16 protein-coding genes are annotated in these 13,906 nt (G+C 45.7%); 5 read left to right on the top strand and 11 right to left on the bottom strand.

Annotated elements, in window-relative coordinates:
• Positions 1-12: 12 nt before the first annotated feature.
• Positions 13-222, top strand: coding sequence for a dodecin family protein (locus MJ595_RS00380; protein ID WP_263322428.1), 210 nt, complete (start codon positions 13-15; stop codon positions 220-222).
• Positions 223-557: 335 nt separating this feature from the next.
• Here MJ595_RS00380 and MJ595_RS00375 read toward each other — a convergent pair whose 3' ends face one another.
• Positions 558-878, bottom strand: a complete 321-nt coding sequence (locus MJ595_RS00375; RefSeq protein WP_263080542.1) for a hypothetical protein — start codon at positions 876-878, stop codon at positions 558-560.
• A gap of 159 nt (positions 879-1,037) precedes the next feature.
• On the opposite strand from MJ595_RS00375, the gene MJ595_RS00370 reads away from it, so the two are divergent.
• Complete coding sequence (locus tag MJ595_RS00370) at positions 1,038-1,520, top strand: YajQ family cyclic di-GMP-binding protein (RefSeq protein ID WP_263080541.1); 483 nt, start codon at positions 1,038-1,040, stop codon at positions 1,518-1,520.
• 81 nt (positions 1,521-1,601) lie between these two features.
• Here MJ595_RS00370 and MJ595_RS00365 read toward each other — a convergent pair whose 3' ends face one another.
• The 4 genes from MJ595_RS00365 to MJ595_RS00350 all read right to left on the bottom strand — a co-directional run bounded on the left by MJ595_RS00365 (position 1,602) and on the right by MJ595_RS00350 (position 5,354).
• Positions 1,602-3,065 carry an MFS transporter gene (locus MJ595_RS00365; protein WP_263080539.1) on the bottom strand — a complete coding sequence of 488 codons (1,464 nt, stop codon included), beginning with the start codon at positions 3,063-3,065 and terminating at the stop codon, positions 1,602-1,604.
• Between the two features lies 1 nt (position 3,066).
• Positions 3,067-4,455: an AmpG family muropeptide MFS transporter gene (locus MJ595_RS00360; protein ID WP_263080538.1), complete on the bottom strand. Its 1,389-nt coding sequence runs from the start codon at positions 4,453-4,455 to the stop codon at positions 3,067-3,069.
• 377 nt (positions 4,456-4,832) lie between these two features.
• Positions 4,833-5,036 carry a hypothetical protein gene (locus MJ595_RS00355; RefSeq protein WP_263080537.1) on the bottom strand — a complete coding sequence of 68 codons (204 nt, stop codon included), beginning with the start codon at positions 5,034-5,036 and terminating at the stop codon, positions 4,833-4,835.
• A gap of 3 nt (positions 5,037-5,039) precedes the next feature.
• Complete coding sequence (locus MJ595_RS00350) at positions 5,040-5,354, bottom strand: MGMT family protein (protein WP_263080536.1); 315 nt, start codon at positions 5,352-5,354, stop codon at positions 5,040-5,042.
• Between the two features lie 482 nt (positions 5,355-5,836).
• Here MJ595_RS00350 and MJ595_RS00345 point away from each other — a divergent pair, with 482 nt between their 5' ends.
• On the top strand, positions 5,837-6,889 hold the full coding sequence (locus tag MJ595_RS00345) for a DUF481 domain-containing protein (RefSeq protein ID WP_263080535.1): 1,053 nt from the start codon (positions 5,837-5,839) through the stop codon (positions 6,887-6,889).
• Between the two features lie 67 nt (positions 6,890-6,956).
• On the opposite strand, the gene MJ595_RS00340 is transcribed toward MJ595_RS00345, so the two are convergent.
• The 5 genes from MJ595_RS00340 to MJ595_RS00320 form a co-directional block, all read right to left on the bottom strand.
• Positions 6,957-7,718, bottom strand: a complete 762-nt coding sequence (locus MJ595_RS00340; RefSeq protein WP_263080534.1) for an SDR family oxidoreductase — start codon at positions 7,716-7,718, stop codon at positions 6,957-6,959.
• Positions 7,719-8,064: 346 nt separating this feature from the next.
• Positions 8,065-8,544: a hypothetical protein gene (locus MJ595_RS00335; RefSeq protein ID WP_263080533.1), complete on the bottom strand. Its 480-nt coding sequence runs from the start codon at positions 8,542-8,544 to the stop codon at positions 8,065-8,067.
• A 6-nt stretch (positions 8,545-8,550) separates the two neighbouring features.
• Positions 8,551-9,699 (bottom strand): IS4 family transposase, encoded by a 1,149-nt coding sequence (locus MJ595_RS00330; RefSeq protein WP_263079026.1) that lies wholly within the window; start codon positions 9,697-9,699, stop codon positions 8,551-8,553.
• A 25-nt stretch (positions 9,700-9,724) separates the two neighbouring features.
• A complete protein-coding gene (locus MJ595_RS00325; protein WP_263080532.1) occupies positions 9,725-10,657 on the bottom strand; it encodes a hypothetical protein in 933 nt (310 codons plus the stop codon).
• Between the two features lie 101 nt (positions 10,658-10,758).
• On the bottom strand, positions 10,759-12,321 hold the full coding sequence (locus MJ595_RS00320; protein WP_263080531.1) for a hypothetical protein: 1,563 nt from the start codon (positions 12,319-12,321) through the stop codon (positions 10,759-10,761).
• A gap of 119 nt (positions 12,322-12,440) precedes the next feature.
• Here MJ595_RS00320 and MJ595_RS00315 point away from each other — a divergent pair, with 119 nt between their 5' ends.
• Both MJ595_RS00315 and MJ595_RS00310 read left to right on the top strand, forming a co-directional pair.
• Complete coding sequence (locus MJ595_RS00315) at positions 12,441-12,914, top strand: helix-turn-helix domain-containing protein (RefSeq protein ID WP_263078037.1); 474 nt, start codon at positions 12,441-12,443, stop codon at positions 12,912-12,914.
• On the top strand, positions 12,836-13,489 hold the full coding sequence (locus MJ595_RS00310; RefSeq protein WP_263322427.1) for an IS630 family transposase: 654 nt from the start codon (positions 12,836-12,838) through the stop codon (positions 13,487-13,489). The genes MJ595_RS00315 and MJ595_RS00310 overlap by 79 nt, the downstream gene beginning before the upstream one ends.
• 23 nt (positions 13,490-13,512) lie before the next feature.
• On the opposite strand, the gene MJ595_RS00305 is transcribed toward MJ595_RS00310, so the two are convergent.
• The gene (locus tag MJ595_RS00305) at positions 13,513-13,854 is read right to left on the bottom strand and encodes a hypothetical protein (RefSeq protein ID WP_263080530.1); all 342 of its coding nucleotides are present in this window, start codon (positions 13,852-13,854) and stop codon (positions 13,513-13,515) included.
• Positions 13,855-13,906: the final 52 nt, after the last annotated feature.

Raw genomic sequence — 13,906 nt, 5'->3', positions numbered from 1 at the left:
CGGAGTCATGGTATGGGGCATGTTTACAAGATTACAGAAGTTGTAGGAACGTCTACGGTTAGCAGTGATGATGCAATCCGGAATGCTATAGCAACGGCAAGCGTCAGTTTAAAAAACCTTGGCTGGTATGAAGTGGTCAGTCATCGGGGGCATATTGAAGATGGAGAAGTGGCCCATTTTCAAATAACGGTGAGAATTGGTTTCAGGCTGGAGGATCACTAGCCCGGATATTTCATAAACATGCTCCCGTTCTCGCTTGTCCTTTGCCCCTCTAAGAAAGTTTTGCTCAGTCGACCGTACTCCCCGGTACGGCGCTCCTTCACAAAATTCCTTAGAGGGGCAAAGTCCTGCGCGAGATTCGCGGCAGATATCAAACATAAGCTGGATAGCCTCTTGATTACCACTCTCTACTATTTCTGGCCCTGAATGAGCAATGTGTGCAGTGAGTTTATCCCAAACGGGCGTAACTCCGGCATTGTCTGAAGTATGGCTTAAATAAACGGTGCGAAGAGCCTCTAGATCCATGGCGTCTGTATCGGCAGAGAAAATGTCCTCCACTATTTGCGTAACGGTTCATCTTCAAGAGCAGTATACAAATCCTGAAGCTCGGTTAGATTGTCACTGCATGAGATTTGGCTCTGAAGGCGATGAAAAGGGGACTCTTGCACGGATGGTAAATGTTGGGCGGTTTCTGCCTTTTGGGTCATTCTTTCTGCTAGCTTCTTTTTTGGCAGGGGCGACTGTATCTGCTGTTGCTGGTGGGGAAGGTACTTTTTAGGTTCTGGTGGCTGCTTTTGTCCAGCTGGAATTTCGGGTTCTGCCTGATGACCAGAGGGTAATGTCCCCGGTGCATTGCCAATGCTGCTCCCTCTGCTCATTGCTGTGTTCCTCCGTAAACCTTTCTCTGTAGTCTTCTGTCAACAAAACGTCCCTTAACTTTTATTGTAGCCAATGGCCAAGCCTGAATACTGAAGCACGCCACATTCACCTTAATCTCGGATACAATAGAGAATTAGCCTTTATTCAGGAATATTTGTATGCCTTCATTTGATATTGTTTCTGAAGTCGATATGCATGAGCTGACTAATGCGGTGGATCAGGCAAACCGGGAATTGACCACACGCTATGATTTCCGGGGAGTGGATGCCAACTTTAGCAAAAGTGATGCCCAGATTCAGATGACTGCAGAAGCTGATTTTCAGCTAGCACAGATGCTGGAAATGCTGAAAACCAAGATGGTTAAGCGCAGTATCGATGTTAAGTGTCTGGAAGTTAAGGAGTTTTACCCTTCTGGTAAACAGGTGAAACAGGAGGTTTCTGTTCGTCAGGGATTGGATAAAGAGGTGGCGAAGAAAATAACCAGGATGATTAAAGATGCCAAGCTTAAGGTTCAGCCGGCGATTCAGGGTGAGCAGGTTCGGGTTACGGGTAAAAAGCGGGATGATCTGCAAGCCGTGATTGCTTTACTGAAAGAGGCCGAGCTGGATATGCCCTTGCAGTATAATAATTTCAGGGATTAATTTAACCTCAGTGCGAACCTGTGAATCATGGGGCAACAGATTCACGGGTTTGGGCTGATGTTAATGAATCATAACTTCTCTCTATTTTTGCGCCATAGTGACATTTTCTTCTTTTATTGACCGATTGTCCTCAACGGCTGGAGTATAGCGCCAGGCCAATGCAATAAGTATTAAAGTGGGAATACCCATAAGAGCGCTGATGGCAAAAAACAAAGCGTATCCCAGATGATCCACAAGGACACCGGAAAACCCGGCAATAAACTTGGGGAATAAGGCCATGATGGAGCTAAACAGGGCATATTGGGTGGCAGAATAGCTAATATTGGTGAGGCTTGACAGATACGCTATAAAGGCAGCGGCAGCCATACCGCCAGCCAAGTTATCCAGGGAGATGGCAGCGGTAAACCAGACAAGATCATGACCAATTAGTGCCAGCCACGAAAACAGCAGGTTCGTCACTGCCACAAGCACTCCTGATAGAAACAGAATACGCATGATACCAAGTCTGAGGATTAACACACCGGCAATACCAGCACCCAGCAAGGTCATGATAACGCCCAAAACCTTGGTTATGGCTGCCACTTCCTGCTTGCTGTAGCCAAGATCCACATAAAACGGATTCGCCATGATTCCCATGACCACATCACTGATTCGATAGGTGCTTATCAGGGCCAGTATTAACAGTGCCTGCCAGCGATAGCGGGAAAAAAAATCCATAAAGGGACAAATAACCGCACCATAAAACCAGGTAACTAATCTGAGTATTGGCAAAGGTAAATGAACGTGCTGCTCCATCCATTGTTGTGCCCGTTTCTCCATGGCAGGCTGTGTGGGAGCATGAGGTTCAGCTATGGCTAAAGTAGTTATTATTCCTATGGACATAAAGCCCGCCATAAATAGATACGCCATTTGCCAGGGGATCAGCTCATAGGTACCGCCATCTGCGCTACCAAAAAAGGCTGCAATAGAGAGTACCCCGGCCGTAGCCAGAATCATGGCCAGCCGATATCCCAGCATATAGGCAGCGGCAAGGGCAGCCTGAAGTTTTTGCTCTGCGGCTTCAATACGGTAAGCATCAATAACAATATCCTGGGAAGCCGATGAAACAGCTACAAATACTGCAAATAATGCCATAGTCCAAAGATCGGCTACGGGATCAGTGGCTGCCATACCCATTAATGACAGGGTGATAGCCACCTGTGATAGCAGTAACCAGGCTCTCCGGCGTCCCATAAGCCGGGTCAGGAGTGGCAAGGGCATCCGGTCGATCAGGGGAGACCATAGCCATTTTAATCCATAGGCCAACCCTACCCAGCTGAAAAAACCAATGGTGGAACGACTGACATCTGCTTCCCTGAGCCAGAAGGAAAGGCTGGAAAATACCAGCATGATGGGCAGGCCCGCAGAAAAGCCGAGAAAAAACAGAGTGACCGCTCGCCTGTGGAGATAAATCGATAGAAAGGTTTTCAAGCTTGCTGATGAAAAGTCGGGGTTTGCCATCAACGGTTTTTCCTTATGGATTCCTTCTATTTTTCTTCTTTGCAAGTCATTGATCCTCTCCGCTATGGGCAGACTGGTAAGCAAGGTGCTTCGATGCCAGCCAGATCAGCAGAAGCACCGGGACTCCCAATAATGCTGTCATAATAAAGAACGGACTATAGCCTACACTATCAACAACAACCCCGGAAAAACCCGCCAGAAACTTTGGGAATAACAGCATCATTGAGCTGAATAAAGCGTATTGGGTTGCGGAGTAATTAACATTGGTCAGGCTGGAGAGCCAGGCAATAAAGGCGGCTGTGGCAATACCACCGGACAGGTTGTCAATGGAAATAACCAGTGTTAGCCAGAGAATATCGTGACCCACATGAGCCATCGCGGCAAACAGAAGGTTGGTTAAAGCAGAAAGCAGGGCACCTGCAAATAACATACGCATGACCCCAAAACGCATGGTCAGCAGGCCACCAATCCCGGCTCCCACCAGGGTCATTATGACGCCGTATATTTTGGAAACAGCGGCCACTTCCTGTTTGGTAAAGCCAAGATCCACATAAAACGGGTTGGCCATGATGCCCAGGACAATATCTGAAATACGATAGGTGCTTATTAATGCCAGCAGTAGCACGGCCTGCCAACGGTGTCGGCCGATAAAATCTGCAAATGGGCAAATCACTGTGCCATAAAACCATCCTGCTAACTTTACTATTCTGTCTGGTAAGTGAGATTTGCTGGTCATCCAGTCAATCGCTTTTTGCTCTAATGCCGGTGGTTTTGTTGGTGTTGCCGGTTCAGCAATCAGCAGGGTGGTGACAATACCCATACCCATGAGTGCAGCCATACACAGATAGGCGGTCATCCAGGCCTGGGGAACATAGCCTTCACTGGTGCCGGCAGCAAAGCCTGCAATAGCCAGGGCACCCGCTCCTGCTGCGATCATAGCCAGGCGATAGCCCATCATATAAGTTGCTGCGAGGGCAGCTTGCAGTTTTTCTTCCGCGGCATCAATACGATAAGCGTCGATGACTATATCCTGGGTGGCGGAGCAAAACGCTACCACAACGGCCAGTATTGCCATTTGCTCCAGGCTAATGGCAGGGTCGGTGAGGGCCATGCCAATAAGACCCAATGTGATACCTGCCTGACTGACCAGCAGCCAGGAACGTCGGCGTCCAAGCCAGGTTTTTAATAGTGGTAAGGGTAATTTGTCGATCAGGGGTGACCAAATCCACTTGATGCTATAGGCCAGGCCGATCCAGCTGAAAAAACCAATGGTTGCACGGCTGACCTCGGCTTCCCTGAGCCAGAAAGACAGGCTTGAGAACAGCAACATTAGCGGCAGGCCTGCCGAAAAACCAAGAAAGAATAGCGAAATGGCCTTGGGGTGGCGATAAACCTGGATGGATTCCCACCAGGATGAAAGGGGCTTAGAGGGCATAGGTAGTGCTACTGTTGCTTATTTTAAAAGGTGGCCACAATAGGCCACCCGATTTAGGGACTGTTGACGTGTGCTCGTGTGCTCAGCCAAAACCAGCGGTTTCGTGGCTAGACGCAGTAGCGCAGGAATAACCTAAAGGTCACGCGTACTCGCGTCTTTCAAGCTACTGCAACGACGGCACGGAACCGCTGGTTTTGGCCCTTCGGGTGGCTCGTAAAGCGGCTTTCCGACTGCGTTGGACTGGCTTGACGTAGAATAACTATGCCTGCACCAGTCCTCCCGGTGTGCCCCATTGGGTATTGCGGAAAACCGCTTTACGAGCCACTGAGCTCATGATCAAACGTCAACAGCCCCTAGAGATATTGCCACAACAGCCCCTAGTTAGGCGAAGATGAATCGGCCAGGGCCAGAGTAATTTTATTCCGCCAGTGCGCTTTGCTAGCCTGATCAGGCAGTTTGTTCAGGGTGTCTTTGCAGACGTAAATCATTGCCTGAAGAATAGCCTCTTCCGGGTATGCCAGATTTTCAAGCTGACGAATAATCTCCACTGCCAGGGCAATATCTTCTGGCGTGTCTTCCATAATTTATTCTCCATTCCAGCGGTAAGTTTGAAGATCGACTTTTCCTGTTGTGAGGGATATTCCCTCCTGTTCCAGTCGTTCTTTTTGTTTTTGGTAGTGTGCAGACCCTTCCGGGAAAGAAATACGACCTTTACAGTTTATAACCCGATGCCATGGAAGACCTGTACCTGATGGCAATTGCTTGAGAATATTGCCTATGATCCTTGCACAGCCGCGGGCACCTGCCATTTCAGCAAGCTGACCATAAGTGATAATTTTGCCTGTTGGAATCTGGCTTAAAATGTACCATACCCTTTTGGGGTCTACCGGGGAAGACAAGTGATATCTCCGTTTAAAATTCTAGGGGCTGTTGAGGTTTTATCATGAGCTCAGTGGTTCGTAAAGCGGCCTTACGCAATACCCAATGGGGCACACCGGGCGGACTGGCGCAGCGCGTAGTTATTCTACGTCAAGCCAGTTCAACACAGCCGGAAGGCCGCTTTACGAATCACCCGAAGGGCCAAAGCCAGCGCTTCCGTGCCGTCGTTACAGCAGCTTGAAAGACGTCAGTACGAGTGACCTTTAGGTTATTCCTGCGCTGCTGCGCCTAGCCACGAAACCGCTGGCTTTGGCTGAGCACATGATAAAACCTCAACAGCCCCTAGCTCCCGCCTATCCTACTTTATTTTAACGACTTTAGCTTTTTAACTTGCTTGAACGCCACTATTTGCCATTACCCGGTTTGATTTATAGGCGTAAAGTATGGAATCCTGCCGCCATTTAAAATCAGTTATAACGGTTTTGTTTTGTTCGGGGGATTTATGTTGCTCCGCACCATCGGGAGCTTACTTGGTGTTTATTCATTGCCTGTCGTGCAGTTATTGGCAGTATGTTTAGCCTGGAATGTTAATGTTGCCCGGGCAGATACGGTATGGCTGGAAAATGGTGATGTGATTTCCGGAAAAATAGAAAAGCTGGAGTCAGGTCAACTCTCCTTGAGTACCCGGTATGCCGGAACCATTAATGTCAGTTGGCGATATGTCAGGGCTATTCATGGGGATGAACCTTTGTGGGTTAGCATGATTGGTGAAAGCCAGGCCAGTAAGCGATTGCTCGAAAGTAAGGGGAAACGGCTGACCATTATTGATGAGGATGGCTATGCCAGAAGTTTTTCGGCAGCCTGGCCAGTGGCGGGAATTACCCGAAAAAAACCCGTATTGGCTGATGAGTGGGAGGTGACGGGGTCTATCGGGGTCAGTTTTGACAGTAAGAAAGGTAACAAGGATGAGCTCATCATCAGTGTTGATGGCAACCTGGGCATCAATGACCGGTGGAATAAGAATCTCATTAAATGGGATGTTGAAGTGGAAAACAAGAAGGGAGTGAGAACCTCTGAATGGGAATTAGGTTACTCCTATAGCCGCTATTTGACAGAGCACTGGTTTGTCAAAGGTGCCGCAGACCAAAGTCATGACTCAGCGGCAGACTTGCAACTAAGAACTTCCTTTGGTGCCAGCGGAGGCTATCGCTTCTGGGAAACCCTTGATGGGACGTTGCTAACCAGTGTAGGTGTTACCCATTTATGGGAGGATTACAAAAATGAAAATGATCAGAAACACTATGCCCTGACCTGGGATATCCATTATCGGAAAGTATTTCCCAGGGGAATGGAGTATTTTCTGGATAACAAGGTTTTCTACCGCCTTGGCAGTGGCAATAAGCTAATCGTGGATGGTGAACACGGGCTTAAAATCAGCCTGACTGAGGCTCTTGAGCTAAAGCTGTCCCACTATTTTGATTATGATGGTCGGCCTGTGGATGATGCGGAAAAGACGGATAACCAGGTTAAATTAGGGATTGGATATAAGTGGTGATATGTAGATGGTATTGGTGCAGTGGATCAATGGATGATCTTTTGAGCAGAGTGCTTATGCACCCTGTCTATAGCCTTAGCCCCCCATCCACTTCTATAACCCGCCCATTAATATAGTGGTTTTCAAAAATAAAGGCCGCTGTCTGGGCAATGTGTTTTGGCAGTCCCATATGACCCAGGGGAATACCTGCATTAATTTTTGCCCTGGCTTCAGGTTTTATAGCCGAGGTCATTTCTGTTTCAATCATTCCCGGGGCTATGGCCGCACAGCGAATGCCATGACGGGCAAGCTCCTGGGCCCAGGTGGTGGTTAGGGCTACGACTCCAGCTTTGGCGGCAGCATAATTGCTTTGACCAAAATTACCGGCACTTGAAATGCTGGCAATATTAATAATGACGCCCTTTGATCCAGCTTCGATCATATGGGCGGCCACTTCCCGGCCACACAGAAAGACACCGGTGAGATTGATATTAATAACGGATTGCCACTGTTCCAAGGATAATTTCTGAAGGATTTGCCCTTTTTTTGTTTTTACCAGAAGCCCATCCCTCAAGATTCCGGCATTGTTGATCAGGCCATCCAGTGAGCCAAGGTTGTTGCTGATTTTCTGGATAGCACCTTCAACCTGTGACTCGCTGGATACATCAATCTCTAATGCCATGACCTTGCTACCTGCCTTTTCACAGAGATCTGTGGTTTTTTTCAGCTTTTCCCTATTCAGATCCAATAAGGCCACATTGGCTCCCTTTTGGCAAAGATAAACGGCCATAGCCTGACCAATACCCTGGGCAGCACCAGTAATCAGAATATTTTTATTGTTTAGGTTCATAGTGGTTTTCCAATGGCGTAGTTGAATATTCGGCTGGTATTACTTATCTTGTTTGTACAAAATTGCAATAGCAATAGTCCTACGCTTAATTCTATAAGTAGTTGCTCTTTACCTCACGGATTACCTATGTGTCCTAGCTCACAATGAATATCAGGATTATCGCTATGAGGGGCATAACCGCAAAGTCCTTTTAGGCAGCTATTCCCGCATGATGAACGTCGATGATCGTTGGTATTGACAATAAGGCAGCAAAAATAATGAAGCCGATCAAAACTGAGCCGCCAATTAACAAAGCGGAGCTTTAAAGAAAAAATGTCACCCCTGAACGTAGCTACGATATGGCCGGTTATGATGTATCGAATGGAATCACCCTTTTCTCTTCAATACCATGAGTTACTGTGTAAAAAAGCCCCTCCCACGTTTTTATCAGCCAATGCAAAAAATAGCCCTGTATCCATTTCCATAATGCTATACGGACTCCTTTTGAGCGGGTTCTTAAAGCTTCCTGAAACTGGGGACAGCACAGTTCCTGTATTTGATCTACGAGAAAAGCAAGCATCGTCAGATAGGCCAGATTTGTGGCTAAGTGCTTCTCACCGTGACCGTAGTTATGTTCGAGATCGTAGCCTTGATTTTTCAGGGTGTTAAACGTCTGGTTCTCAATATGCCATCGGCAGCGCCCTCCTTTCATGACGGGTTCTATGGTTTCTTCGTTAAGCGGAATATCAGTCACCCAGCACCAGATATGCTGTTTACCTTTTTTATCGGTTTCGACAAAATCAAGCACATTAACCTGTTCTGCATATTTTGCCTCTGTAGGGGACAATTATCCCTAACTCTTACTGTCGCAATGAGTGGCTGGCCTTACAGGCTGGCCAAACATCTCAATATGAAACATTAATTCTGTACTGGATGAAGTACGGTCAAACAGAAGGCTTGCCAGCCACTCCAGTCCATATCGAAAAATACTATTGGCAAGGCGTCCATGTTTTAGCCTTTTGATGGGCTTAATTTCAGCACGCCATTCTCCTGTGCAGTAAGCCCAACAATAGGCAAGGGTTACAATTCCCAGCAGGCGCTCAATACGCTCTCTGTCTGACAGGTGTGTACTCTCCAGATCGAAACCTCTACCCTTTAAAGCTTGGAATAGTGTCTCAATTTCCCATCGCCTCATGTAGTCACCCAGCGCCTCCTGACCTGCTTCATTGCTGATAATGATGACGCGTTCCTGCTCTGAGCGATAACAGGAAAGAAATACACGAACACCCCAGAGTTCCCGTGCATGATTCAGATGCATGCTTTCTCCCACTTTCAGACTGAAAAATCGATACGCTTTCAATTTTTCCGTTCGATGGCGGTTCATTGTGCGGGTGTCGTTTGGAATGCGGATACGGAAAGGAATTTTCTGCGCTATCAGCCACTTTAACCATTTTTCACCCCGAAACTCACGGTCTGCGGTTAAATACTGTATACGCTCTGTACCCAGTAAGTTGATAAAACGCTTCAGCAGCGTGATTCGTTCCTCCATGCTGGACATGCCCTTTTTGGGAAGGAGCGTCCAGACAATAGGAATGGCAGTGCCTTTATAAGCAATTGCCACCATCATGATATTGATTTTGAACTTTCCAAACTGCCAGTTGGAGCGATCCAGGCACACAATCCAGTTGCCTTCAGGCACCATCCAGTCAACAACCATTCGTGCCACACAATCCAGCTCGAAGCCTTTCCACATCAGGAAACGTTTGAGGCGCTTACGTCTGGAGTCTATTTCAGTGTGGTGCCCCATCGTTTGAGCTATACGGGACAAACTGACCGTGCCAACCTGTATAAGGCCAAAGATGGCGAGAGCCATAAGGTTAATACGGGATTGATGCCAGTTAAAAGAAGCTTTAAGCTGTTTTTCCAGAGAATGAGTATGCTGCACAAAAAGTAAACTGCTTGAGGTAAAGGACTTGCAGAATACTGATTGAAAGCAGCTCATTCTCCCTCATAGATCAACGTTTACCTCAGAATTGTCCCCTACAGAGATATTTTGCCTTGTTCAGCCTGACGTCATTGGCATAGCGAAACCACCACTTAATTCCAGTCTCTTCATTAACTTTTTCAGCACGGTGAACTTTTCCTTCTTTATCCAGCTCATCCATCGCTTCAACCAGCGAGGCATGGTTGCCATCTTTCGCGACAATGATGTAATGCCAGCCATAACTCTTAATCAGTTGGACAGTGGGGTTGTCAGCATAAAGACTGTCCAGAAGAATAACGAACTTTAGACGTGGGTGATGCTCTCGTATGGTGGCAAACAACCGTTTAATGGCATTTTTTTCACAGTCATTTTTGGTCGAACCGTCCTGGCAAACTATGGCTTCCGGTGCCAATGGCAAGACTGTTTTTTGATCCGGGTGAGCAATGCATGCTGCCATTAACTGGTGGTAGTGAGCTTCGTTGGCCTTTCCCTTATTTTTAGTACAGCACTCCTGACAAGGTTTTTTATTATTGCAGGAGTAAAATAGCCCAGTTCCATCGATCGGGAGCAAGTAGTGATTTTTCAAGTTCCCGCAGTGAAATTCGAATGCCTTCAGTAATCCGCCCCTTTGGACGTTAGACAGCAATGTCTTAAAAGGCTTTTTGAACTCTACGGGATCTATTGGATCCAGGATTTCCCGCATACTGGTATCACAGGGAGCACGTTTTTTTATCTGATACAGGTGCTCAAGGTTATGCCTTACTTCTTGCTCTGTTTTATCACGCTCAAACGAGAGGAGCGATGGGTACTTGAGATGCATCATGGCAAAAGCGGACATGGAGGCATCATGTATTGTTATTTTTCTGGAATCCTTGTTTGGTCGGACATCTGGAATTTGCTCATAACTTTCAGAAATCGTAGTAATTAAACTGTTTGCACAAAGATGCTTACGACTTTTTTGGAATGGATAAGCCATGAGAGACAGCCATTGATAAAGTATCCCTATCAAAAGTAGACGTTATTTTGTGCGAAATCACTCCATTTGGAATTTACTGTAAGCCTTGCTGTTGCAGTGATTTAATTGATGTCACGGGAATAGCTGCCTTTTAGGGTGTGCCAGACAAATTTTAATCCTTTTCCTGTATAATGCACCCCTGTTTTTGTGGCCCTGGCCATAAACTCGCCACCGGAAATAAAGGCTCCGTTTAATGATAATAGCGAAATTACCCCGCTTAGGCTTGGGTCAAATTTTTGATCCTTATTTTTAGTTGCATTATATATAATCTGGAATCCCGCAGTGATTGGCACAACAGCCCATACATTTGCACTGTAAAAGTATAGAAACACTGCCATTTCACCGTATCCAAGGGCTCTATAAATCCATACAGAAGGGGGTATTCTTTTTACTCGATTTTTCTGAAAGAAAGCATTGTAAAGACAGTTAGTGGCAGTAAGACAGTTTGTTGTTATTGCGCACCAAAGTCCTAGTCCTTGGGCGTAACCACTTGCCCATCCACTAGCGGCTGATTTTTCCAATGCTTCGACCGTTGGTGGTAATAGCTCCAAATGGCAGTTTGAACTAGTTACTCCCTGGCATGTTTGTATTAGTGTGCTATTGGCTGAGGATATGAATTTCCCTGTAGTCTCTGCAATAGAGGTGAAATTTCCTCTTTCCAGCATCTGAATTCCAGCATGTGCAAAAGTGCTATGTTCCGTTACATTATGCAGAACTTCGCTAGTTTGGGTTATCCCTTCCAAATGGCTGGATTGAGTATCAGAAGTAGGGAGCATAGTGATATTAGCATGTTCTGTGACGCAGCTACCTCCTGAATATGATGAGTTTCCTGATAGCGCATCAATCATTGCCCCACAACATTCAGAAGAGGCTGACCCTATATTAAGTGCAACTCTTTGGTCATACCAAATATCAGTTCCAAAAACGGTCAGGCCATTTTGACAGGCATTGAGTACCTGTCTTTTTGCAGAAAAACTTTCAACATTACACTGGGCAAGCATTAAACCGGCTGTTGTACCTCCTATAAGGGGTATTATATTGAAAAGAAAAGACTTAAAGGGAGAGTCTACAAGCATATTACCATTATTTGCAGCACCAAGTTCTAAAATGCCTTTAATTGAGTTCATCTTGATTTTTTCTATATGATTTTTTGCTTTCTCCTTTGCCTGCAATTTTTCTTCGGTGGTGTCTTCACTATAGAAGCCATTTAACCTTTCTATCACCTTACTTAATCTTATGGATTCTTGATTTTTCCCAAAGTGAAAGACAGTGTCGTTGATTTGATTAACAAGACCTACATAAAATATGGCACCAGAAAGGTCTGTGTAGTAGAAGTTTGCAATTCCGGTAACATATCCAGTGGTTTTCTTGCCAGCTTCACTGGCTCCAGCAAGCCCTGCGACGTGCTCCCCGGCAAGCTGGGCAGAAAGCGCATCTGACCATGCGTACATAGCTCCTCCTACTGTAGCGGCAGCTGGTCTGAATAAAAATGTGGTTGTTGTGTCGCCTGCTTTGCCTATTGTATGGCTTGACTCAAGACGACTTTTAAAGTCTTTAAGCCAGTCTGAAAACCACCCTTTTACCCCTCTTTTTTTAAGAATAAGTAGGTCATAGTTTGGTTTCAAATAAACTGGATGTTCGGCCAGTACGAGAAATCTACTTCTTGATCTAACGATCAGATAGCTATTGAATGATACATTTACTCTATTATAAAGAGAGTACTGGTCTTTAAATCCCTCTCCCTATGAAGTACGTCACTACAATCACTGATGAAGCTGTTTTATTAACTTTGAAATTCGCCAAACACTACGGACCTCTGAGATGTATAAGGGAAAGAGCCCATAGCCTTTTATTGAGCAATCGTGGCTTTACCCTTGAGCAAATTGCCGAAATACTTGAAATTAGATATCAAACTGCTTCTCAGTGGATTGATGATTGGGAAGAATATGGTATTCGTGCCTTGTACAAGGGGCATGGTGGCGGTAGGCCGTGCATATATGACGAATCCGAAGTGCAACGCATAAAAGAATTAGTGGCTGAAGAGCCTCGTCGCTTATCGTATGTCAAATCCAAGATCGAGGATGAAACCGGTAAATCTTCATCAAAAATTACTCTGGCAAACATTGTAAAAAAGCAGGGCTGGTTTACAAAAGACTCCGTAAATCATGCAAACATAAACGGGACGAAGAGCAATTCCATGACTGTAAAACTGCTCTGAAAGATGCCCAGGAAGCCGAGAGCAAAGGGTTAATCAATTTATTTTATTTTGATGAGTCCGGCTTTACCCAGGAACCTTGTGTGCCATACGGTTGGCAGGAAAAAGGAAAGCAGCTCAGAATACCATCAGTCAAAAGTAAACGCATCAACGTACTGGGGTTTATGAACCGAAGCTGTGAGCTATTTCATTATCCTGTTGTGGGTTCAGTGAATAGCGATACGGTGATTGCGGCCTTTGATGACTTTGCAGAGAAAATGGCAGATGAAAAATACAGCTCAAATGATCGTTACACGGTAGTTATGGTGGATAATGCCAGCATTCACACCAGCAAAAAGTTTTGTGCCAGAATTGATGACTGGATGATTGAAAAGAAATTGCTGGTCTGCTTTCTGCCAACATATTCACCTGAGCTCAACCTGATTGAAATCCTGTGGAGGAAAATAAAGTATGAATGGCTCAACCTCTTGTCAATCAAGAGCTTTGCGGAATTTGAAAAAGAAGTTGAACGGGTGCTTTTTTCATTTGGAGAGGAGTATATGATCTCATTTTCTAATACTGTCCGACTGGATGGTTAAATTATTCGAAAGCAATCTATACACTACTTATGGTAGGCTCTTTCTGTTGTTTGAATTAATTCAAGGTTAAACTCCATGCTGAGTGGTACTGTACCCATCGCAGCCATTAGTCTATCGAGTAGAGGTGCATTGCTAATAAATAGACTGTTGAAAGGACAGGCAATGGCTGCAACACCGCAAGTAAACAATTTAACAAGGTTTAGTGTTACATTTGCGCAAGTATTCTCACCCCATTTGAAAATTGGCAATATGAAATCGGCATCAGCCATCATGTCATCTAGCCACTCCTCAACGACTAGAGTGAGAAGCTCATCCTTTCTTCGGTTTTCCTCTTCTTGCGTTAACTCTTGATGAGGTGTAAGCATAGATTGTTTGCTTTCAAAAGATTCATTGGAGCTGATATAGCGGCGTTCTCTT

The sequence above is a fragment of the Endozoicomonas sp. Mp262 genome, from assembly GCF_025643335.1.
Classification (GTDB): Bacteria; Pseudomonadota; Gammaproteobacteria; order Pseudomonadales; family Endozoicomonadaceae; genus Endonucleibacter.
Note: the sequence above shows the minus strand (reverse complement) of the source record. Positions and strands in the feature narration are given on the sequence as shown.